The sequence below is a fragment of the Porphyromonas sp. COT-108 OH2963 genome, from assembly GCF_000768895.1.
Lineage (GTDB): Bacteria > Bacteroidota > Bacteroidia > Bacteroidales > Porphyromonadaceae > Porphyromonas_A > Porphyromonas_A canoris.
Genome location: NZ_JRAP01000007.1, coordinates 48,762 through 70,899 on the forward strand (window position 1 = coordinate 48,762; position 22,138 = coordinate 70,899).

The following is a 22,138-nucleotide window of genomic DNA, read 5'->3' on the forward strand; positions in this document are numbered from 1 at the left end:
AATTAAACTGGAACAGTATTACTCAGTCTCCTCACCGGTTCTTAGCCAATCATAACCCTGCTCCTCCAACTTTAGAGCAAGCTCCGGGCCACCGGACATTACAATACGTCCTTTTAACAATACATGCACAAAATCAGGTTTGATATAGTCCAAAAGTCTCTGATAGTGGGTTATCACAAGTGTGGCATTCTCTTTTGTCTTCAGAGCATTCACACCATTTGAAACAATCCGAAGTGCATCAATATCCAATCCGGAGTCTGTTTCGTCCAAGATAGCCAGCTTCGGTTCTAACATTGCCATCTGAAAGATCTCGTTGCGCTTCTTTTCTCCTCCGGAGAAACCTACGTTTACGGGACGATTGGCAAGATTGGAATCCAACTCTACCAATGCTCTCTTTTCTCTCATTAACTTAAGAAATTCTGTCGCCGACAGGGGTTGTTTTTTCTGACTTTTACGAAGTTCATTGAGAGATGCCCTCATAAAATTAACCATGCTCACACCGGGAATTTCTACCGGATACTGGAAACTCAAAAATATTCCCAAATGAGCGCGTTCTTCCGGCTCTAACTCCAATAAGTTTTGTCCTTCAAAGAAAACTTCCCCTTCGGTAACTTCAAAAAGAGGATTCCCTACAAGGACTGAAGAGAGAGTACTTTTTCCAGATCCATTAGGTCCCATTATTGCATGGACTTCCCCGGGATTTATGTTTAGGTTAATACCTTTGAGTATATGTTTTCCCTCCACTGAGGCATGAAGATTTCTAATACTTAACATTGTTTTTGATGTATATTTTGATTGTATATATTACAGAAATAATTGTTACGATACCGATAGTATCATCCGACAGACCCTTCCAAAGAGATGGACAACAACTTTTGGGCTTCAACGGCAAACTCCATCGGTAGTTTGTTCATCACCTCCTTGGCATAGCCATTCACGATCAAAGCTACAGCCTCTTCGGTATTGATACCTCTTTGATTGCAGTAGAAAATCTGATCTTCACTAATCTTAGAGGTAGTTGCTTCATGCTCTATGATAGCTGTATCACTCTGAATATCTGCGTATGGATACGTATGAGCACCACATTTATCACCAAGCAGCAAACTGTCGCATTGGGAATAATTTCTTGAGTTATCCGCATCCGGAGCCACTTTTACAAGTCCCCTGTAACTATTTTGGCTATATCCGGCAGAAATTCCTTTGGAAACAATACGGCTTTTGGTATTCTTGCCCAAGTGAATCATTTTAGTTCCGGTATCTGCCATCTGGTAATTATTGGTAACCGCAACAGAGTAAAACTCTCCCACAGATTCGTCTCCTTTAAGGATACAGCTTGGGTACTTCCATGTTATAGCAGAGCCGGTCTCAACCTGTGTCCATGAAATTTTGGATCTGAACCCTCTGCAAATTCCTCTTTTCGTTACAAAGTTGTATATTCCACCTTTTCCGTTTTTATCTCCCGGATACCAGTTTTGAACAGTAGAGTATTTAACCTCTGCTCTATCTTCGGCTATGATTTCTACAATTGCGGCATGAAGCTGGTTGGTATCTCTTATGGGAGCTGTACATCCCTCCAAATAAGAGACATAAGAGTCTTCATCTGCGACGATAAGAGTTCTTTCAAACTGTCCGGTATTGACAGAATTTATACGGAAATAAGTACTTAGCTCCATCGGACATCTGACTCCTTTCGGGATATAAACAAAAGAGCCGTCACTGAAAACTGCAGAGTTAAGAGCCGCAAAGAAGTTGTCTCTAAAACCTACAACCTTGCCCATATATTTTTTTACAAGATCCGGATACTCCTGAACAGCTTCTGAAAACGAGCAGAATATAATCCCTTTCTCCGCCAAAGTCTCCTTAAAGGTGGTTTTTACGGAAACGCTATCCATAACGGCGTCTACTGCCATTCCTGTAAGAGCTTCTCTTTCGTGCAATGGAATACCTAACTTATCGAAAGCTTCCACTAACTCCGGCAAAATTTCACCGTCTTCCGTAAGGTTGGGATTCTTTGTCTTAGGTGCTGCGTAATAAATAATATCTTGATAGTCTATCGTTGGAACATTCAAATGAGCCCATGTAGGCATCTCCATCTTCGTCCATGCCTCGTAAGCTTTTAGGCGATATTCGAGCAACCAATCCGGTTCGTTCTTTTTCTTTGATATCAGACGGATAATATCCTCATTGAGTCCTTTAGGAATAGTCTCTGTCTCTATATCTGTAACAAAACCATACTTATATTCCGAAGAGGTTACATCGGAAATAATTTTATCTGAGTCTTGTATTTCTTCCATGAAGTCTAAAAGTGTAATAAAGTTTTTGGTGTTTTTATTTATGGTATGTGTTGATGATGTTATGAGGTAAGTCTAAAGACTGAAAACTCACGTATAAGATCATATAATAATGTCTTTTGTTCGGGATTATAGAGATCGGGGAAACCGAATTTTGACCTCCCCATTTCATACAATCCAATAAGAAATGAGAGTATCAAACCTGTAGCGACAATAGAAAACAGGCCACCCAAGAATTTGTTTATAAATCCCAAAGGAGTTGAGTTTACAGTAGAAGATAAAATCTTACTGAGCATTGAGAAAAGAAGCAGAACAATAGAGGATGTTACTATCCAAGCGACAATCCACATAGCTATAAAGGCTCCTCCCTCCGGCTTTATAGGAATAAAGTTTATCAATACCGGTGCTAAACTTATACCTAAAATCATAGCAGCCAATAACCCTAAAACTGAGAAAGCTTGCAGGATGAAACCATCCCGCAAGCCTTTTATAAAAGCAATAATTAGAATTATTAGTAAAGCTATGTCTATACCTTGCATATCCACAAAGCGCTATACTTAATCTTGTTCAAGGAGAGCTATTAGAGTTTTTTCTTTACCTCTACAACCTCATAGGCTTCTATGATATCGCCTACAAGAAGATCATTATAGCCTTCAAGATTCAGACCGCATTCATATCCATATCCGACCTCTTTCACATCATCCTTAAATCTCTTAAGAGATGCAAGCTCTCCGGAATATAGTACGATTCCATCTCGTATCAGACGCACCTTATTATGTCTGTTTATCTTACCATCCTTGACTATACAGCCTGCAATAGTACCCACCTTGCTTATGCGGAATGTTTCTCTTACTTCCAAATTGGCTGTTACATTCTCTTCATATTCAGGTTCAAGCATACCTTCCATAGCTGCTTTCACGTCATCCAGTGCATTATAGATAACAGAGTAAGTACGTATCTCTACTCCTTCACTCTCCGCTAAGCGTTTGGCTGAAGCCGAAGGACGTACTTGGAAACCAATGATAAGACCTTCCGAAGTAGCGGCCAGCATCACGTCGGAATCCGAAATCTGTCCGACAGCCTTATGGATTACTCTGATACGGATAGTATCCGTAGAAAGCTTTTCAATAGATCCGGAAAGAGCCTCGACAGAACCGTCAACATCTCCCTTAACAATAACGTTAAGCTCTTGAACGTTACCATCTTTGATTCTTGCTCCTAAGTCTTGCAGAGTCGGAACTTTATGCATTCTTTCTCTCTGTTCTCTCTGAAGTTGCGTACGTTTAGCCGCAATCTCTCGTGCCTCATGCTCTGATGGCATAACGTTTAGAGCGTCCCCCGCTTGAGCAGCTCCATTAAGTCCTAAAACTTTTACAGGAGTAGAAGGACCTACGTTATCGACATTTTGTCCACGTTCATTGAACAAAGCTTTTACCCTACCGTAGTGCATACCGGAAAGGATATAGTCTCCCACTCTCAAAGTTCCCTCTTGCACAAGAACCTTTGTAGTATAACCGCGACCATGTTCCAATGTAGATTCGATAACGGAGCCGGCAGCTCTCTTATTCGGATTTGCCTTAAGATCCAAAAGTTCTGCCTCCAAGAGAACTTTTTCCAAGAGTTCATCTATCCCGATATTTCCTTTCGCCGAAATATTTTGAGACTGATACTTTCCTCCCCAATCCTCTACAAGGTAGTTTAGATTTGCAAGTTCCTCTTTTATTTTATCCGGATTTGCAGAAGGCTTATCTATTTTATTTATTGCAAAAATAATAGGAACACCTGCCATGGACGCGTGATTTATAGCTTCTATAGTCTGAGGCATAACACCATCATCGGCAGCAACCACAATTATCACAATATCCGTAACCTTGGCTCCCCGTGCACGCATCGCGGTAAAAGCCTCGTGACCCGGAGTATCCAAGAAGGTAATTCTTCTTCCATCGCTTAGCTTTACACTGTATGCACCCACGTGCTGAGTGATACCACCGGCTTCTCCGGCTATAACGTTAGTCTTCCTGATATTATCGAGCAAGGATGTTTTACCATGATCCACGTGCCCCATAACGGTTACAATAGGAGCTCTGGGAACCAAGTCCTCTTCTCTCTCCTCTTCATCCGAGGAGATAGCATCTATTACCTCTGCTTCGACATACTCCGGAGTATATCCATACTCTTCGAGTACGAGATCTATTGTTTCTTTCTCTAATCGTTGATTGATCGAAACAATAATTCCGATATTAAAGCAGAGCATGATAATCTCATTCACCGGAACGTCTATCATCGAAGAAAGGTCGTTGGGAGTAACATACTCCGTCAAGCGTAAGACTTTGCTTTCTGCATTTTCTCTTTCCATCTCATCCGCTTCACGGCGATGAGCTTCTCTTTTATCTTTTCTATACTTAGCAGCAGTAGCACCTTTTCTTTTCTGATTCTGCATTTGTTGCAGCGTCTCTTTGATCTGCTTTTGTATCTCTTCTTGAGAAACTTCAGCCTTAGCTACTACGGCTGCACGCTTAGCCTTCCGGCCAAGTTTACCATTATTATTGGAAGATGATTGGTCTGGTCGTCCTTTCTGACTTTGACTACCATTATTGGCAGAAGCATTTTTCTTCTGATTGCCCTTTGTTTCTTTAGACTGATTCTCAGGAGAAGTTATATCCACCTTCTGTTTACCGATTCTTTTACGTTTTTTCTTCTCAACATTGATATCGGCTTCCCCACCATCCTTACCTTTTTTCTTTTTTCTCTGTCCGGCACTTGAGTATCCTTCTATTGTAGAGAGATCTATCTTGCCTAAGATCTTCACGCCCGGCATTTGAGCTTCCACAGCGGAAGAGACGGAAGTCTCCTCTTTCTTTTCTGTACTTATAGCCGATGAAGACGTTGGTGCCACCTCTTGGTTAGGCTTTTCTTTCTTCTCGACAGAAGGTTTTTCAGAGACCTCTTTCTTATTTGGGGTATCCACCGGTCTTTTCTCTTCCACCTTTTGTGGCTTTTCAGAAACTACCTTCTTATCTTCTGTCTTCTTCTCCGGAGCTGTCTTCTCAGGCAACGGATTCTCCTTAATCGTAACCGGCGTAGCCTGTACTTCCTGTTTTTTCTCTACCACGGGGGCTTGCTCTTCCTTATTCTTTTGGGGTTCAACCTTATCCACAACAAGTTTGCTTTCCGCTTCCTTTTGTGAACTTCCTTTTGAAGGATGTCCGTCAGACAAGTCTATCGAACCCTTAGAAACGATCTTAGGCTTAAGATCTTCCGGGACAGAAGCTTTTATTACCTCTTCTTTCTTTGGGAATGACTCCTTAGAGGGAACAACCTTATGCTCCTTCTTCAGCTCTGCGGAAGTAGTTGCACCTTCACCTCTATTTGCTTTTGGGGATGTGTACTTTCTTATCAGATCGTCTTTTTCTTCTTGTGAAAGAGATTTTCCCAGCTCTTTTACACAAGCCACTCCATCCTCCGGAGAGACACGTGTATTGGGACCGAAATCTTCCACAACACCTTTCTTTTGCAGGAATTCAACTACCGTGTTAACTCCGACCTTTATGTCTCGACTAATATTTATGATCTTTATACTTGGCATATCTCTGATACTCTCTTTTATTTCATTAAATACATCCCCATCATATCCTCACAGATGTTTTACAGAAAAGAAATCCGAAACATCTTGTAAGCTAAATAAGCTTATAGGTCTTTACTCTCATTAGAAGTTTGGTCCTCAGCTTCGCGCTTATCTTCTTCTGTTGATGGCTGTACAGTATCTTGCTCAAATTCCGATCGAAGCACTTCCAACACGAAGTCTATTGTATCTTCTTCAAGATCTGTTACACGGATAAGTTCTTCCCTACTCTTGTTAAGGACAGACTTTGCGGTATCGCATCCGACACTCTTAAGAAGATCTATCACCCATGGTTCTATTTCGTCATCAAACTCTTCAAGGTAAATATCTTCCTCATCAATGCTGTCGGCATCATCCCTGAAGATATCTATTTCGTGTCCTAAAAGTTGAGAAGCAAGCTTTATGTTTGCTCCACCTCTACCTATTGCCAAAGAGATTTGATCTTGTTTCAAATAAACCTCTATATGACCATTCTCCTCATTAACATGATAGGAGGCTATCTTTGCCGGACTTAAGGCACGTTGTATAAACAGTCCAAGATTGGAAGTATATTGTATCACGTCTATACTTTCATTCTGAAGCTCTCTCACAATGCCATGAATACGGCTTCCTTTGACACCAACGCAAGCACCAACAGGGTCTATTCTGTCATCAAAAGACTCGACGGCAATCTTCGCTCTCTCTCCCGGTATTCTGGCTACACGACGAATAGTGATAAGCTCATCGGCGATTTCAGGCACTTCCAGTTCAAAAAGGGCTTTTAGGAAATCGTTGGATGTTCTGGAAAGTATAATCTTGGGGTTATTATTGTTGTTTTCAACCCTCTCTATAATAGCTCTTACACTATCTCCCTTTTTGATACGATCTCTGGGGATAAGGTATTGTTTGGGAAGAATAAGTTCGTTGCCATCGTAGTCCAACAGCAGCACCTCTTTCTTCCACACTTGATACACCTCAGCAGTGATGATCTGACCTACTCTCTTGATATAATCTCCATAGAGAGCATCTTTCTGAAGCTCTAATATCTTTGAAGTTAATGTCTGGCGAAGATTCAATATGGCACGGCGTCCAAAGTCTTCAAAGTAAACCTGATCTGTAAGCTCTTCGCCCAACTCTGTATCCGGATCCAGCTCCAACGCTTCGGATAATTCTACTTGGGTCATGGCATTGGTAGCTTGGCCGTCTTCGACAACCTCCCTGTTTCTCCAAATTTCCAAGTCTCCCTTCTCCGGGTTGATAATAACGTCAAAGTTACTATCAGAGCCAAACATCTTAGCTATAACGTTACGAAACGACTCTTCCAAAACCTTCACCAAGGTTTCACGGTCGATATTTTTCAGACTCTTAAACTCCGAGAAAGAGTCTATCATGCTCATCGTCTCTTTTTTCTTAGCCATACTTCTTGCCTGCTATTGTGTGTATACGTTTTTTATTTCTCTTCCTGTTACTTGAACGGAACAATATATTTCGTCCATTTTATCTCATCGAGAGAGAACTTCATCTCCTCTTTATAAGCTTTCTTTCGCTTGTCTCCCTCCTTTTTCAGCATCTCTGTTACCTCTACCGTAACGGTCTGTCCGTCAAAAGAGACAAGAGTACCCTTTTTCTTCTGTCCGTTCTTCAACAACACTTCGACCGTCTCTCCGAAAAACTTACGGTACTGCAATGGATGACGAAGCGGGTCTGTAAGCACCGGAGAACCCACTTCGAGCTCGAAGTCTTCCACTTCTCGATCCAGCCCTTTCTCTACGTACTTGCTTAGTGCAACGCATTCATCTATGGAGACACCATCCATGTGGTCAAATTCTATGGAGATTGCATTACCGGGATGAACAGCCACCTCTACAAGGAAGTACTCTTTCCCGCTCTCCTCTATAAAGCGTTCTGCCAGTGCGACAACGTCTTGCTTATCTATCATGTTTCAGCATTACATTTAGATCAGAGCTATTTTCTCCGAAATATTATTTTCAACAAAAACGAAGGAGAAGGCATACGCCCCCTCCTTCCATTCCGCTTGCAAATATAAGCATAATTATCCATATTATCGGCTTATACTTATAATAAATATTCAAAAAGCGGATATAAATTTTCTCCGAACCTGTTTACAAAAAGAGTTCAATGCATTAAAAAACTCCCCTGAAGCCTAACTTTTTGATAAACCGAGTCTTGACTTTTACAAATCAAACCATGAATGGAGCAAAGCAAGGCATGAAAGAGACAAAGCAAGCCTTGAATGCTATTTTTTATCGTATTAAACATAAAAAATGAACGTGAACAATGAAAATTTTGAACACGTTCATTCTTAAATTATAACAGATAGCAAAATCAGGAATTTCGCTTATAGTTTTAACGTTTGATTTTGTTCTGAAAGAGCGGAAAAGAGTATCCTCTTAAACCAGTTTGGATATCCACTCCTCTCTATCCCCCGGCAGCAAATCAATCGGAGCAATCTCCGGAAGAGTGTAACAGCCGGGAGAAAGTCTTGTAGCTGCTCTTGCACATGCCACCAGTATCTGTGAAGTGAGAGCCGGATTATTGATCCGCATGGAGAAATCCAGCATTTGGTTGTGCGTGCAACCGCTGACACCCTTACGGCTCATTACCACTCCATGCCCGACATCTTTAAGATCAGCCACACACTTTACGGCTATAACATGAGTTTCATCATGGACAAAGTAAGGGTCAGACTTTATAGAAGCAGAGACCTGATCAGGATCATACCCTTCTTCCAGCTCGACATAGACTATTCTCCGATGTACAGATGTGCCGAGAGGAATAGTCATGGAAAGAGCGTCTTTTACTCCGGGTATAGATTTTGCAGCAACAGAGTGCCCCATACTCATACCGGGACCAAAGTTGGTATAAGTGATTCCTTGAGGCACCATTGCCTGCATGAGAATACGCACAACGCTATCGCTTCCCGGATCCCAGCCTGCTGCAGTGATGGCTACGCGCCCTGTTTTTTTTGCCACTTCGTCTAAAGAGCGTCTGAGAGAAACGATCTCCCCATGGATGTCAAAGCTGTCTACGGTAGATATACCCAGCTCCAATGCTTTTCTGGCAGCCTGTTCTACCAAGCGTGTGGGCGAAGCAAGCAGAGCGACATCTACGTTTGAAAGCTGCTCCAAAGAAGCAACGACACTATAAGAGCGTAGCTCTTCCGGGACATCATTCGGGTTGCGTCTTACCACCCCTCGCAGTTCACAATCCGGAGAAGCCTTTATAGCTTCCAACGCATAACGCCCGATATTGCCATAGCCTACTATTGCTACTCCAATCTTTTCGCTCTTCATCTTTCAATATTTCTTATCCGGTGCCTTGTATATCAGCTCCGAAAGCTTTCTTTTAGGCACTATGTGCCTTCTCTTTTCATCTCTGTAATATTTGATGCACTCGCCCGGCTCTATGTCTTTTATTATAACCTCCTCGATGGGTTTGCCTACCGCCACTACGGACATTAGCTTCAACCCTTCGGGCAAGCCCAGCATCTCGGTTATGGTGGCAGCATTGTAGCTCTGGAATATACAGCATCCATAACCGGCTTCGACGGCAGAGAGCGTTATGGCAGACAGCTGCAAACCATCATCCAACCGTACCGTAGAGGTTAGAGTGGTATCCAATAGCTGCGCGACATAAGCCGTAGGTCTCTCTCCCACTTCAGGTCCATCCCATTCCGGTAAGTAGCCTGCCCATTTCACTGTTGCGGTAAGCGCATTACAAAGCTCTGCATCGGTTACGATGATATACTTGATCGGCTGAAGATTTCTCCCCGATGCACAGAATCGAGCAGACTCAATCCATTTTGAAATCTCTGCTTCATCAATCTTCTCCGATTCGTCGAAACGTCTGTAAGATCTGTTTCGGCGGAATAGTTCTTTTAAGTCTTCCATGAGAACAAAGGTACAAAAAGGATATTCTTTTTTATACCTTATCCTTTTCTATAATCAATAAAAATGTAAATTTGTCACATGTGAGGAATCACACGAATCCGACACAAACATAGAACCACAATCTACCACTTAAACTATCAACATTTATGAAGCATCACAAAGATTTTTTTCTGACCCTGCTTTTCCTTTTATCTCCTGCCATTTGGGGAGGTTGTTCAGACAATGGCGAAGAGAAAACAGTAGATCCGAATTATGAAAAAACAGGATATTACGGGAATGTAAAATTCGTGAAAAGCACTTTATTTTACATCAACAGTGATTCTGTATGGATCTCTCAGTCGGATTATGAATTCAGTGAATTTGATCAAAAAGGACAGCTCATGGCTGAAGGGTTCAGGAGCAGTAATGATCTTCCAAGAGATGAATACAGCTACCAATATAATGAGAATGGCAAAAAAACAGGCTATACTCATCTTCTTGCAGGGGGGATCAAATATACAGGGACCTACAAGTATGATCCAAAGACGGGATTGCTGATGGAGGAGCTGTGCGTTGAACAGAAAATAAATGACGATTTCGATGCGGAAGGTGGTGACGAACCTACCTTTGAGGAGTCTGTCTATAAGAAAGAAACTTATCTCTATGACGATAAAAACAATCTTATAGAGAAGCATTGTCATGAGACTCCCGATAGTAATCCAAACTATCAAAAGTACGCTTACACTTATGATGAGCAAAATAGAGTGCTGGAAGAAATCACTTTTGTAAAAAAGAGCAAAACGGAACCGGACAGCAAAAAGAGCTACAAATATGACAGTAAAGGCAGAGTAATAGAGGAGATTGAAGAGCTATTTCTAAGTAAGTTGGACAGATCTCCGGAAAAGATCCGAGTCAGCAGAAAATTTGACAACAAAGGAAATCTTGTAGAAGAGGTCAAAGAAGAGAAAGGCAAGAAGCATATAACAACTTACACTTATACCTACAAGAAAGGCAAACTGATAGAAGAGACAACCGAAACAAGTGCAGGTGAGAAAACCGTTATCACCCACGAAGACAATGGCAATACTATTACCATAAACTACAAAGACAATAAGATGACAACGAAATCTGTTACAGAACATGATAAATATGGCAACCCACAGAAGACCATAACGTATCATGTCAACGAAACTACCGGACAGCTCGAAGCCCAATATATGCTCCTCTATGAGATTGTGTACCATGAGTAGTTCATGCAAACTCCATGAGAGTTTTTATTATTCTTGCCACCTTAATACCCTCATTTCGTTTTTAAGGTAAATAACACCGGTAAGGTTTGAGTATTATTGTCTATCTTTGTACTCAGAGTATGGAAAACATAGAGACGGACGGATACCTTAAAATGGTTATCTGCTTCGTTCTCTTGTTTGTTTCCGTATCGTATCTATTGGTTGACTCTTTCCTTTTGGATGATGATCCCAAAAACACAAGAGTAGAAATATAAAAACGTAACAGATATATGGAGATAAAAGACCTAAAAGAACAGGAAAGAATCCGGAGAGAAAGTCTTCAACAAATCATAGACTTGGGTATAGACCCCTATCCGGCAGAAGAATTCCCCGTAAATGCCTATGCTGAAGAGATAAAAAGTTCTTTCAAAGACGAGCCGGAAGATGCGCCTAAACGTATGGTATACGTGGCAGGACGCGTTATGGGACGTAGAATTATGGGGAAGGCAGCTTTCTGTGAACTTCAAGATTCTACAGGTCGAATCCAACTTTATATCACAAGAGACGACATCTGTCCGGGTGAAGACAAAGAGTTGTACAATACGCTATTCAAAAAGCTATTGGATATCGGAGACTTCATTGGGGTTTATGGCTATGTTTTTCGCACAAAAATGGGAGAAATATCCATTCATGTGCAAGAGTTGAAGCTGCTTTCCAAGAGCCTGCGTCCACTTCCTGTGGTGAAGACAAAAGACGATCAGGTATTCGATAGCTTCAGTGATCCGGAACAACGTTACCGTCAGCGTTATGTGGATCTTGTGGTTAATGCCGGCGTGAAAGAGATCTTTATCAAGCGGACAAAGATATTCAATGCTATGCGAGACTTCTTCAATGCTCGTGGTTGGCTGGAAGTAGATACTCCTGTACTCCAACCAATACCGGGAGGAGCCGCGGCAAGACCATTCATCACCCACCATAATACTCTCGATATTCCACTCTATCTTCGTATAGCAAACGAGCTGTATCTGAAAAGACTTATCGTTGGTGGCTTTGACGGAGTATATGAGTTCTCCCGTAATTTCCGTAATGAGGGTATGGACCGTACACACAACCCGGAATTTACAGCTATGGAGATCTATGTGGCTTACAAGGACTACAACTGGATGATGAACATGACCGAACAACTCCTTGAATATGTGGCAACAGAAGTGTTGGGTACAACTAAAACGACTATCGGATCTACTGAAATAGATTTCAAAGCTCCTTATAAAAGGATCTCCATGAGAGATGCCATATTAGAACATACGGGATTCGACATTTACAACAAAAATGAAGACGAAATCCGTCAGGCTTGTAAGGATATGCACATAGAGGTGGACAACACTATGGGCAAAGGGAAAATGATTGATGAAATCTTTGGCGAAAAGTGTGAAAAGCACTACATCCAACCAACTTTCATCACAGACTACCCGATAGAGATGTCTCCTCTTACTAAGAAGCACAGAAGTATTCCCGGCGTTACGGAACGATTTGAACTGATGGTCAATGGGAAAGAAATAGCGAATGCTTACAGTGAGTTGAACGATCCGATAGACCAGTTGGAAAGATTCGAAGATCAGCTCAAACTTTCTCAAAAAGGTGATGACGAGGCGATGTTTATAGACAAAGATTTTGTTCGTGCCTTGGAATATGGAATGCCTCCGACAAGTGGAATGGGAATAGGAATGGATCGTCTGGTAATGTTTCTCACCGGACAGGAGAGTATACAAGAGGTACTGTTCTTCCCACAAATGCGTCCGAGAAAGGACATCTAAACGACAATAGTAATGACTATATCCGAAAGGGTATCAAAATATAGAGATATTGTATGGCACAAGCCCTATCTGATGCAGATGATAGAGTAGCTAAGGCTACTAATCTTGAAGATTCTTCCTGGTCTCCCGGTCGTATAGGCTTGTTGGGTAGTGGAAGCTGGGCAACGGCTTTGGCTAAAATATTGCTCCAAAATGCAGATGAGATAAATTGGTATTTCAGATTTAAGGATACTGTAAAGCAGTTTATTCAAGGGGGGCATAACCCCGGTTATCTCTCGAGTGTCAATTTTGAAACTGATAGAATAAACTTCTATACGGATGTTGAGGAGTTGATAGAAAACTCCGACACAATTATCCTGATAACACCATCCCCCTACGTTCGAAATCTTTTGAGTAAAATCAAAAAAGCCAACACAAAAGGGAAGTTTTTTCTCAATGCCATCAAGGGCATTGTTCCGGAAGATAACGTGCTTATTTCGGACTATCTACATGACAATCTTAAGATTCCGGTAGATTACATTGGAGCAATAGGCGGACCTTGTCATGCCGAAGAGGTGGCAATGGATAGGCTTTCGTATCTAACCATAGCTTGTAGCGACAAACAGAAAGCTGAGCAACTAAAGAACTGTGTGGCGAGCAAAAATATTCGTTGCTCAATAAATACGGATGTTGTCGGCGTTGAGTATGCAAGCGTTTTGAAGAATGTCTATGCGATAGCTTCAGGAATATGTAGCGGCATGAAGTATGGGGACAATTTTCAAGCCGTATTGATTTCCAATGCTGTTAGAGAGATGAAGGACTTCGTTGATATGGTACAAAAAGAGGAGAGAGAGATAGCAGACTCTGTATATCTTGGAGACCTCTTGGTTACAGCCTATTCTCGTTTTAGTCGAAACAGAACATTCGGATCCATGATCGGGAAAGGTTACTCCGTCAAACAAGCCCAATTGGAGATGGAGATGGTGGCGGAGGGTTACTATGGAGCGAAGTGTGTGCATGAAGTGTCTAAACGTTTCAAAGCAAACCTACCTATAATGGAGGCTGTATATAAGATCCTTTACGAAAAAGTCTCTCCCAAGGAAGCTATTGCAGACCTTACCAAGCAATTTATTTAAGATTGACAAACAACTATTATACCGTATATATAATATATAACAAAAGATGAAGATTGAGATAGCAGGAGCATTGTATAGTGCAGATATAGAGAACAGATATAAAGAGCTGATTCCTTTGGCGCAGGCTGCCAACGAGTCTCTCGAAAATGAAACCGGAAAAGGGAATGACTTTCTGGGATGGCTTTCTCTACCCAAGGATATTTCGGAACAAGACCTAAACCATATACAATCTGTTGCAGATCTGCTTCGCAAAGACTGTGAGTTTGTTGTAACTATTGGTATCGGAGGCTCATATCTCGGAGCAAAAGCAGTTGTAGAAGCCCTTCAAGATAGTTTTGCCCCTTTTAAGACTAAGAAAGAAGCAACTCTTCTCTATGCCGGGAATCATATCTCGGAAGATTATTTATATGAACTTATAGAGCTTCTTAAAGGACATAAGTTTGGAATAATCAATATTTCCAAGAGTGGTACAACAACCGAACCAGCCATTGCTTTTCGTCTTCTGAAAGAGCTCCTTGAGGCACAAGAAGGAAAGGATTTTGCCACCAAGCACACTATTGCCATAACAGATAGCAGCAAGGGCGCTCTTCGTAAACTTGCAGATGAAGAGGGATATACAAGCTTTATTATTCCGGACAATGTTGGTGGCAGATTTTCTGTCTTAACTCCTTGTGGATTGCTACCAATAGCTGTTGCAGGATTTGATATTAAGGAGTTGGTACGCGGAGCTAAAGAGATGATGCTTCAGACATCTGCTCAAGTAACCGGGGAGGAAAACATATCCATTCAGTATGCTGCTGTCAGAAATGCTCTCTATCAGAGCGGAAAGAAAATAGAAATCCTTGCAAACTATCACCCTAAAATGCACTTTATTGGCGAGTGGTGGAAACAGCTTTTTGGGGAAAGCGAGGGCAAAGAGTTCAAAGGGATCTTCAATGCAGCTGTGGACTTGACCACCGATCTTCACTCCATGGGACAGTGGATACAGGAAGGTGAAAGAATAATCTTTGAGACCGTACTAAGTACAGCAACGCCTAAGTATGAGGTTAAAATCCCAACAGATAAAGAAAACCTCGATGGTCTTAACTACATTGCAGGAAAACGTGTAGATGAAGTAAATAAGAAAGCGGAAGAGGGAACGATCTTAGCTCATAAGGATGGCGGTGTTCCTGTCATAAGAATTGAGCTTCCGGCTTTGAATGAGTTCTCTTTAGGACAACTCTTTTATTTCTTTGAAAGAGCGGTTGGAATAAGCGGATATCTTCTTGGGGTTAATCCTTTTGATCAGCCCGGAGTGGAAGCGTATAAAAATAATATGTTTGCTCTGCTGAATAAGCCAGGCTATGAGGAAGCTTCCGTAGCCATTCAAAACAGACTTAACAAGAAATAAATAGAAATGAACAGACCTAATATCCCTTATAATACAGCTCTTAAAAAGTTAACTATCCCGGAATATGGAAGAGCCATTCAAGATATGCTGGATATCTGTATGGGCTTATCCAACAGGGTAGAAAGACTAAAATGTGCCGAGTACATTATCTCGCTCATGGCGAGAAAGAGCGGAGTGAAAACGGACGACATAGAGAATGTCAAAGTATTGTGGGATCACTTGTACGCAATGTCTGATTTCAAATTAGACATTGACTTTCCTGTGGATGTGCGGAGTGAAGAAGATGCTAAATTTAATCCGGATAAGATCCCTTATCATTATAATCTTCCAAGATACCGCCACTATGGACATGGGATAGAAAAGATGATACAGATATCCATGGCAACAGAAGATCCCGATCTTCGCAAGCAGAGAGAGTGTATCACAGCGATACAGATGAAAAAGGCATACGTCACTTGGAATAAAGGAGAGGTTCAAAATGAAAAGATCTTCAAGGATCTGCACGAGATGTCTGATGGCAAAATATACTTGGACGAGTTCGACTGCCTGCTTCCTGATGTAAGTCCCATGCCTGTTTCAGACAAACACAAACAGAAGAAAAAAAGCAAACAACAACGTAAGTAGCGTTTTTGAGTTGCGTTCAAAATATCCGAGAATTATGGTAATGGACCTTTAACCTTAAAATCTTAGAATTGTATGTCCTCGTTTATCATTGAAGGCGGAAACCGGCTCCGCGGAGAAATCATCCCTCAGGGTGCAAAAAATGAAGCATTGCAGATAATAGCTGCTACACTTCTTACGAAAGAAGAAGTCATCATAGAAAATATTCCGGACATCGTGGATGTCAAGAATCTGATAGCTCTTCTCATAGATCTTGGCGTAAATGTTCGGAAGCTCGGTACTGATACATATAGCTTCGTAGCGGAAGATATAAACTTGGAATTTGCTTACTCGAAAGAGTTTCTGGAAAAGACTTCAACCCTTCGCGGGTCTGTTCTTATATTGGGTCCGTTACTTGCCCGCTTCGGAAGAGCCGTTATAGCCAAACCCGGAGGAGATAAGATCGGAAGACGAAGATTGGACACACATTTTGAGGGATTTATCAAGCTCGGTGCGGATTTTGAGTTTAATCAAGAGAAAGATCTTTTCAGCATTCATGCGGAACGTCTTCGCGGAACATACATGCTTTTGGATGAAGCATCTGTAACAGGTACAGCCAATATTGTCATGGCTTCTGTCATGGCAGAAGGAACTACTACAATCTACAATGCGGCATGCGAACCCTATCTGCAGCAGCTATGCAAGATGCTTGTAAGAATGGGAGCAAAGATAGAGGGAATAGGAAGTAATCTTCTGACGATACATGGTGTGGACTCTCTTAGTGGTACTACTCACCGAATGCTTCCGGATATGATCGAGGTTGGCAGCTTTATCGGTATGGCAGCCATGACTCATTCGGAGATTACGATAAAGGATACAGCGATACGGGAGCTGGGGATTATTCCGAACCAATTCAGGCGACTGGGAATAAAGATAGAAGAGAAAGGCGACGATCTCTACATCCCGTCTCAAGAGATTTATGAGATAGAAAGCTTCATGGACGGCTCCATTATGACTATTGCAGATGCTCCATGGCCGGGACTCACTCCGGACCTTTTGAGTGTTTTTCTGGTTGTTGCCACACAGGCAAGAGGCAGTGTGCTCATCCATCAAAAGATGTTTGAGAGCCGTCTCTTCTTCGTGGACAAGCTCATAGACATGGGAGCGCAGATTATCCTGTGCGATCCGCACAGAGCCACAGTCATAGGGTTGGCAGAAAGCAACAAGCTACGTGCAACGAACATGGTATCTCCGGACATTCGTGCAGGTATTGCGATGCTCATCGCGGCGATGTCTGCAAACGGAGTGAGCAGGATAGACAATATCAACCAGATAGACAGAGGTTATCAGAATATCGAGGAAAGGCTCAACTCGATCGGAGCAAACATACAGCGGATATAGAAACCTATGCAAAGTCTTCTCCCCAAAAACTACAAGCAGATCGGTACTTGTGTTCAGACCCACGGGACACAGGGCGAGTTTTCTTTGCAGCTTCTCTCAGACAGCTTCGTAGATATAGAGCCCTCGTTTATCTTCGTTCAAAAAGATGGCTGCATGATCCCCTATCCGTTCGTTCAAAGCAGGGGCAATAAGGGGAAATACATCCTCTCCGTCGGTTTCGTATCCTCGATGGAGGAGGCAGAAAAGCTCGTCGGGCTCTCTTTTTACATAGACCGGGAAGAGTGGGAGCACCACTTGAACCGGACGGGAGAGGACGAAAAGCTCATGGAGGACGAGCTGGTCGGCTTCTCAGTCATCGACTCCGCTTCGGGCGATCACATCGGAGAGATAGCAGGCATAATGATGATTGCCGAAAATCCGCTCTTTGAAGTAAGATCTGCCACCGATACGGCTGAAAAAGAGAACATATTTTACATCCCGATCGTCGAGGAGTGGATCACAAACATAGATGTGAATACGAGGGAAATCACGATGACTCTTCCTGACGGACTCATATCATAATGATTTGATCTTTAAGAGATAACAATCCTCGGCATCCGATAAAGTTTTTTAAGGGAACGGTTTAAGGACTGACTTCTATATCAGGAAGTCGGTCCTCTTTTTGCCACTTTCTTTCCGATCCGGGGCTGCATAAGGGCAAGCAGAAATCAGCATTCCTCAAAAAGATAATTATCAATATTCCAAAACCTTTAACGCTTTCCCGAAAAGATTAGGTACTTTCTCCAAAAAAATTAGGTACTTTTCCCGAAAAGATTAGGTACTTTTCCCGAAAAGATTAGGTACTTTCCCAAAAAAGATTAGGTACTTTTTCCGAAAAGATTGGGTACTTTTCCCAGAAACCTTTAGCGCTTTCCTCCAAAACCTTTAGTGCTTTTCCCCGAAACCTTTAGTGCTTTTCCACAAAACCTTTAGTGCTTTTCCACAAAACCTTTAGTGCTTTTCCCTGAAACCTTTAGTACTTTTCCACAAAACCTTTAGTGCTTTTCCACAAAACCTTTAGTGCTTTTCTCCGAAACCTTTAGTGCTTTTCCATAAAACCTTTAGTGCTTTCCTCCGAAACCTTTAGTGCTTTTCCCCGAAACCTTTAGTGCTTTTCCCCGAAACCTTTAGTGCTTTTTTCCGAAACCTTTAGTGCTTTTTTCCGAAACCTTTAGTGCTTTTTTCCGAAACCTTTAGTGCTTTTCTCCAAAACCTTTAGTGCTTTTCTCTAAAACCTTTAGTGCTTTCCTCCGAAACCTTTAGTGCTTTTCCACAAAACCTTTAGTGCTTTTCTCCGAAACCTTTAGTGCTTTCCTCCGAAACCTTTAGTGCTTTCCAGAATGAGGTTAGTTTCCTTTCTAAAAATGGTAATTACTAATCCACGAAACGGTAATTACTAATCCACGAAACGGTAATTACTAATCCACGAAACGGTAATTATCAATCCATGAAATGGTAATTATCAATCCATGAAATGGTAATTATCAATCCATGAAATGGTAATTATCAATCCATGAAATGGTAATTATCAATCCATGAAATGGTAATTACTAATCCGTGAAACGGTAATTATGAAAGAGGAGAGAGGTGATTTATCGGCTCTCTTTGTTGGAGCCTTCTTTGATGACAATCTTTTGAGCTTCCAAGAGGCGGCGCTTGGAGTCGGAGTCTCTGAATGCAAAGAGATAACTGTGATCGCCCTCCCGGATCTTGAGCTTCTTGCGCAGCTCTTCGGCTTTCAGATCGAAATTTTTGGCGATCAATCCATAAGATTTTCCGGAAAAAGAGGCTATCGTTCGTTTGTTCCAAGAGTGCTCGCAGAGAATCTCGTACACTCTTCCGGGAAACGGCATCGGCTCTTTGGAGAAGTAGAGATGGGTGGAGGGTGCGATCTTGAACAGCCGATCCGCCCATGGAGTACCGCCCAGCCCGATCTTACTAAGGGCAGGATTCGGGATGTAGAGGTATCGGAACGAGTCCAAGTCTTGCAAGATCGGAAGGTCGGGATATCTCTTGTTGGGCTTAGTGGTGCTCTCCGAAATGCCGTGGGAAATGTGAGTGGCGGTGAGGAACGAATCTTCGGAGGCGGCTCTGTCGAAAAGCAGACAGACCTCTTTAAGCTCCCCATCCAAAGCCAAAGCATGAATGACGGAGGGCGCGGAAGAGAACAGCCGGTTCAGCAGTGATATGTCTGCTATCGGCGAGAGTTTTACCAACAAGTCCGCAGAAGGATGGTGGGAGCGAAGATGAGATTCTGTTTCGATGATGTCCGGCACACAGTTGCGCGGGTCCTGCTCTCTCCTACCGCTGCCATCAGGGCGTCTGTCGGGATCCGCATAAAGGAGTATCTTCTTCTGCTCTATGTCTATGCTCGGAAAGGTATTGCGAATGAAATCTTCCGCCGTTGCATTGTACACCTCCACCTTCTGTCCCAAAACTTCGGCATTGCGCCTGAAAGCATCCGCCCTCTCGGAAGAAGGTTCCACGTAGATAAGCTGTTTCGCTTTGGCAGAAAAGGCGATGGTGTCGGCTCCTAAGCCTCCGGTCAGATCAATGATAATGTCATAGGAAGATATCCATCTGCACTTCTCTGTCGCGGTGATATGGGATGAGGCTTGCTCGGCAATGGTCGGATCGGGGATATAAACGTCCCGGTTCTCGTACCAGAGAGGGAGCTTGTGTCGGATCTTCTGCTTGGAAAGGACTCCTGTTGAGATCTGCATCCGCTCTTCAGGAGTAAAGTCCTTCAGACGCATGCTCAGCTCATAAGCATTCTCGGACTTGTATTGTTCGATCAGATTAAGAATCTTCGCCGGCACTTCCATTGTCAAGATTTTGCATATTGGATGGAAGAGATTTACTCGGAGAAAGCCCAAGCGCACGCATTTTCTCTAATCGGTTCACGATATTTCCTCGCCCGGCGGTGAGCTGATTATATGCTTCTTCGTAAGTCTTCTGCAAGGATTCTATCTGCGAGCCTACCCGATTGAACTTCTCTGCATACGAAACAAATTTATCATAAAGCTTGTTCGCCTCCGCAACAATGTCTTGTATGTTATGGATCTGATACTCTTTCTTCCATAAATCCAGTAAAGAGCGAAGCATCGCGATGAGATTGAGAGGGCCCATAAGAACCACTTTTTTATTGTAAGCATCCATCCAAAGGTTCGGGTCCAACTGCAATGCAAGATTGAATGCACCTTCGTTCGGGAAGAACAAAACGACAAACTCCAACGATGTCGAGTGATAACGCGAGTAATCTTTAACACTCAACTCCCTGATATGACTCTTTACAGATGTCAGATGACGCTTCATTGCTTCTTTTCTTTCATCTTCCGACTCCGCAGAGAAGAAGTCATAATAGGCAGACAACGATACTTTAGAGTCTATTATGACATCGCGCTCCTGAGGATAATGAACGATGGCATCAGGGCGCATGGCTCTTGCTGTCTCTTCATTTCTTACTACGCCGGAGCCTTCCACTATCGTGTGTTGCAGATCATATTCTCTTCCGCGAATAAGACCGGAGTCTTCCAAGACGCGCTCCAAGATCATTTCTCCCCAGTCTCCCTGTACTTTGTTTTTACCTCGAAGTGCTTGAGTCAGATTATTGGCCTCCTTTGAGATGCTTTTATTCTGCTCCATGAGATTCTCTATAACACCTTTAAGTAGATGTCTCTCTTTTGCTTCGTTGATATAGACATTCTCCACTTGCTGTCTGAACTGCTGAATGTCTTTACTCAGAGGAGAAAGAATCTCCTGTACGGTAATTCTGTTCCCTTTTTCCAAAGATTGCGCCTTCTCATCCAATATCTCACGAGCTACGGAAGCAAAACCTTTTTCTACTTCCTGTTTCAAATCTGATTGTCGCTGCTTCTCCTGCTCACAAGTCTGCTTCAAAAATCTGTTTTCCGTCTTTAAGGCAGATAAAAAGTAAAGCAAAACAACAACCGCAATGGCGAAGAGAATAGTAAGAAAAATAAAGATATCCATAAGGTGGAATTATTGTTTTCTATCATTGATACATCTGAAAGACGCAAGAGCATAGAGAGCCGCTGTCTCTGTTCGTAAGCGATATGTACCCAAAGAAACAGGGATGTAACCATTATCCACTGCTTTCTTAACCTCAGTATCCGTAAAATCTCCTTCCGGACCTATCATTATTATACAATCACTACCGGCTGTCATGGTTGAAGCAAGATCTTTCTTAGGAAAAGTTTCGGCGCAGTAGGCTATAAATTTTTGCTCTATCCCCTTCCATTTCCGACACACTTCCTCAACGGAAAGACCAACACTCAATGAAGGCAGAAAAAGATGTCTGCTCTGCTTCATTGCCGATACCATTATCTTCTCAAGACGCTCTACGCTTACTTTTTCTCTTTCGGAGCGATCACAATGCAAAAGAATAATATCCGAAACACCCAGTTCGACAGCTTTCTCGATGAACCACTCCGTACGATCTCTGTTTTTAGTGGGAGCCATACAAACTACACACTTAGAAAATCCTCCTCTTTCGATTTCCTGAATCACAGAGTCGACCAAAACTATTGCTGCCTTCGGATCTGTCTCTGCAAGAGTGCAAGCATACATTTTGCCTTTACCGTCCAAAACATTGCACCGGTCTCCGGATTGCAATCGAAGCACCTTTACGGCATGAGCGGACTCTTCCAAAGAGAGCGCCGGAGAGAGTTCTACGTCAGGACAATAAAAAGAAGGCAACTCATTAAAAATCATCTTCGTAGCTCTTGTTCCCTTTTTCATCTCAGTT

At 42.4% G+C, this 22,138-nt stretch carries 18 protein-coding genes; 7 read left to right on the top strand and 11 right to left on the bottom strand.

What is annotated here, in order from left to right:
• Positions 1 to 18 precede the first annotated feature (18 nt).
• From sufC to HQ39_RS03065, 8 genes are all read right to left on the bottom strand, one after another.
• The gene (gene sufC / locus HQ39_RS03030) at positions 19 to 774 is read right to left on the bottom strand and encodes a Fe-S cluster assembly ATPase SufC (protein ID WP_036788947.1); all 756 of its coding nucleotides are present in this window, start codon (positions 772 to 774) and stop codon (positions 19 to 21) included.
• Between the two features lie 62 nt (positions 775 to 836).
• Positions 837 to 2,294 (bottom strand): Fe-S cluster assembly protein SufB, encoded by a 1,458-nt coding sequence (gene sufB / locus HQ39_RS03035; RefSeq protein WP_036788945.1) that lies wholly within the window; start codon positions 2,292 to 2,294, stop codon positions 837 to 839.
• A 59-nt stretch (positions 2,295 to 2,353) separates the two neighbouring features.
• Entirely contained in the window at positions 2,354 to 2,830 is a 477-nt protein-coding gene (locus HQ39_RS03040; protein ID WP_036863636.1) for a CvpA family protein, read from the bottom strand.
• Positions 2,831 to 2,871: 41 nt separating this feature from the next.
• Entirely contained in the window at positions 2,872 to 5,877 is a 3,006-nt protein-coding gene (gene infB, locus HQ39_RS03045) for a translation initiation factor IF-2 (RefSeq protein WP_036863639.1), read from the bottom strand.
• A 101-nt stretch (positions 5,878 to 5,978) separates the two neighbouring features.
• Positions 5,979 to 7,310, bottom strand: coding sequence for a transcription termination factor NusA (gene nusA, locus HQ39_RS03050; protein WP_036788939.1), 1,332 nt, complete (start codon positions 7,308 to 7,310; stop codon positions 5,979 to 5,981).
• A gap of 47 nt (positions 7,311 to 7,357) precedes the next feature.
• On the bottom strand, positions 7,358 to 7,831 hold the full coding sequence (rimP, locus tag HQ39_RS03055; RefSeq protein ID WP_036863645.1) for a ribosome assembly cofactor RimP: 474 nt from the start codon (positions 7,829 to 7,831) through the stop codon (positions 7,358 to 7,360).
• Between the two features lie 472 nt (positions 7,832 to 8,303).
• Positions 8,304 to 9,206 (bottom strand): diaminopimelate dehydrogenase, encoded by a 903-nt coding sequence (locus HQ39_RS03060; RefSeq protein ID WP_036788935.1) that lies wholly within the window; start codon positions 9,204 to 9,206, stop codon positions 8,304 to 8,306.
• Positions 9,207 to 9,209: 3 nt separating this feature from the next.
• Entirely contained in the window at positions 9,210 to 9,803 is a 594-nt protein-coding gene (locus HQ39_RS03065) for a nitroreductase family protein (protein WP_036863647.1), read from the bottom strand.
• A gap of 146 nt (positions 9,804 to 9,949) precedes the next feature.
• Here HQ39_RS03065 and HQ39_RS03070 point away from each other — a divergent pair, with 146 nt between their 5' ends.
• The 7 genes from HQ39_RS03070 (at position 9,950) to rimM (ending at position 17,892) form a co-directional block, all read left to right on the top strand.
• Positions 9,950 to 11,032 carry a hypothetical protein gene (locus HQ39_RS03070; protein WP_036863650.1) on the top strand — a complete coding sequence of 361 codons (1,083 nt, stop codon included), beginning with the start codon at positions 9,950 to 9,952 and terminating at the stop codon, positions 11,030 to 11,032.
• Positions 11,033 to 11,301: 269 nt separating this feature from the next.
• Positions 11,302 to 12,825, top strand: coding sequence for a lysine--tRNA ligase (gene lysS, locus HQ39_RS03075; RefSeq protein ID WP_036788929.1), 1,524 nt, complete (start codon positions 11,302 to 11,304; stop codon positions 12,823 to 12,825).
• A 53-nt stretch (positions 12,826 to 12,878) separates the two neighbouring features.
• Positions 12,879 to 13,940 carry an NAD(P)H-dependent glycerol-3-phosphate dehydrogenase gene (locus tag HQ39_RS03080; RefSeq protein ID WP_081964515.1) on the top strand — a complete coding sequence of 354 codons (1,062 nt, stop codon included), beginning with the start codon at positions 12,879 to 12,881 and terminating at the stop codon, positions 13,938 to 13,940.
• 46 nt (positions 13,941 to 13,986) lie between these two features.
• Positions 13,987 to 15,330: a glucose-6-phosphate isomerase gene (locus HQ39_RS03085; protein ID WP_036863652.1), complete on the top strand. Its 1,344-nt coding sequence runs from the start codon at positions 13,987 to 13,989 to the stop codon at positions 15,328 to 15,330.
• A gap of 6 nt (positions 15,331 to 15,336) precedes the next feature.
• Complete coding sequence (locus HQ39_RS03090; RefSeq protein ID WP_052079389.1) at positions 15,337 to 15,954, top strand: DUF4290 domain-containing protein; 618 nt, start codon at positions 15,337 to 15,339, stop codon at positions 15,952 to 15,954.
• 72 nt (positions 15,955 to 16,026) lie between these two features.
• The gene (gene murA, locus HQ39_RS03095) at positions 16,027 to 17,331 is read left to right on the top strand and encodes a UDP-N-acetylglucosamine 1-carboxyvinyltransferase (protein WP_036846229.1); all 1,305 of its coding nucleotides are present in this window, start codon (positions 16,027 to 16,029) and stop codon (positions 17,329 to 17,331) included.
• 6 nt (positions 17,332 to 17,337) lie between these two features.
• A complete protein-coding gene (gene rimM / locus HQ39_RS03100) occupies positions 17,338 to 17,892 on the top strand; it encodes a ribosome maturation factor RimM (RefSeq protein ID WP_036863655.1) in 555 nt (184 codons plus the stop codon).
• A 1,070-nt stretch (positions 17,893 to 18,962) separates the two neighbouring features.
• Here the strand turns inward: rimM and HQ39_RS03105 are convergent.
• From HQ39_RS03105 to HQ39_RS03115, 3 genes are read right to left on the bottom strand one after another with little or no spacing between them, the layout of a single operon-like run.
• Positions 18,963 to 20,195 carry a THUMP-like domain-containing protein gene (locus HQ39_RS03105; RefSeq protein WP_036863656.1) on the bottom strand — a complete coding sequence of 411 codons (1,233 nt, stop codon included), beginning with the start codon at positions 20,193 to 20,195 and terminating at the stop codon, positions 18,963 to 18,965.
• The gene (locus HQ39_RS03110; protein WP_052079390.1) at positions 20,170 to 21,363 is read right to left on the bottom strand and encodes a DNA recombination protein RmuC; all 1,194 of its coding nucleotides are present in this window, start codon (positions 21,361 to 21,363) and stop codon (positions 20,170 to 20,172) included. The genes HQ39_RS03105 and HQ39_RS03110 overlap by 26 nt, the downstream gene beginning before the upstream one ends.
• Before the next feature lie 9 nt (positions 21,364 to 21,372).
• Entirely contained in the window at positions 21,373 to 22,131 is a 759-nt protein-coding gene (locus tag HQ39_RS03115; RefSeq protein WP_052079391.1) for an RsmE family RNA methyltransferase, read from the bottom strand.
• Positions 22,132 to 22,138 lie beyond the last annotated feature (7 nt).

What these genes read in the sequence shown, in the direction of transcription:
- rimP (WP_036863645.1), bottom strand. Translation starts at nt 7,831, where the DNA reads ATGATAGATAAGCAAGACGTTGTCGCACTGGCAGAACGCTTTATAGAG.
- HQ39_RS03060 (WP_036788935.1), bottom strand. Translation starts at nt 9,206, where the DNA reads ATGAAGAGCGAAAAGATTGGAGTAGCAATAGTAGGCTATGGCAATATC.
- HQ39_RS03110 (WP_052079390.1), bottom strand. Translation starts at nt 21,363, where the DNA reads ATGGATATCTTTATTTTTCTTACTATTCTCTTCGCCATTGCGGTTGTT.
- rimM (WP_036863655.1), top strand. Translation starts at nt 17,338, where the DNA reads ATGCAAAGTCTTCTCCCCAAAAACTACAAGCAGATCGGTACTTGTGTT.
- HQ39_RS03085 (WP_036863652.1), top strand. Translation starts at nt 13,987, where the DNA reads ATGAAGATTGAGATAGCAGGAGCATTGTATAGTGCAGATATAGAGAAC.
- infB (WP_036863639.1), bottom strand. Translation starts at nt 5,877, where the DNA reads ATGCCAAGTATAAAGATCATAAATATTAGTCGAGACATAAAGGTCGGA.
- sufB (WP_036788945.1), bottom strand. Translation starts at nt 2,294, where the DNA reads ATGGAAGAAATACAAGACTCAGATAAAATTATTTCCGATGTAACCTCT.
- HQ39_RS03040 (WP_036863636.1), bottom strand. Translation starts at nt 2,830, where the DNA reads ATGCAAGGTATAGACATAGCTTTACTAATAATTCTAATTATTGCTTTT.
- HQ39_RS03105 (WP_036863656.1), bottom strand. Translation starts at nt 20,195, where the DNA reads ATGGAAGTGCCGGCGAAGATTCTTAATCTGATCGAACAATACAAGTCC.
- HQ39_RS03070 (WP_036863650.1), top strand. Translation starts at nt 9,950, where the DNA reads ATGAAGCATCACAAAGATTTTTTTCTGACCCTGCTTTTCCTTTTATCT.
- HQ39_RS03065 (WP_036863647.1), bottom strand. Translation starts at nt 9,803, where the DNA reads ATGGAAGACTTAAAAGAACTATTCCGCCGAAACAGATCTTACAGACGT.
- nusA (WP_036788939.1), bottom strand. Translation starts at nt 7,310, where the DNA reads ATGGCTAAGAAAAAAGAGACGATGAGCATGATAGACTCTTTCTCGGAG.
- lysS (WP_036788929.1), top strand. Translation starts at nt 11,302, where the DNA reads ATGGAGATAAAAGACCTAAAAGAACAGGAAAGAATCCGGAGAGAAAGT.
- murA (WP_036846229.1), top strand. Translation starts at nt 16,027, where the DNA reads ATGTCCTCGTTTATCATTGAAGGCGGAAACCGGCTCCGCGGAGAAATC.
- HQ39_RS03090 (WP_052079389.1), top strand. Translation starts at nt 15,337, where the DNA reads ATGAACAGACCTAATATCCCTTATAATACAGCTCTTAAAAAGTTAACT.
- sufC (WP_036788947.1), bottom strand. Translation starts at nt 774, where the DNA reads ATGTTAAGTATTAGAAATCTTCATGCCTCAGTGGAGGGAAAACATATA.
- HQ39_RS03080 (WP_081964515.1), top strand. Translation starts at nt 12,879, where the DNA reads ATGGCACAAGCCCTATCTGATGCAGATGATAGAGTAGCTAAGGCTACT.
- HQ39_RS03115 (WP_052079391.1), bottom strand. Translation starts at nt 22,131, where the DNA reads ATGAAAAAGGGAACAAGAGCTACGAAGATGATTTTTAATGAGTTGCCT.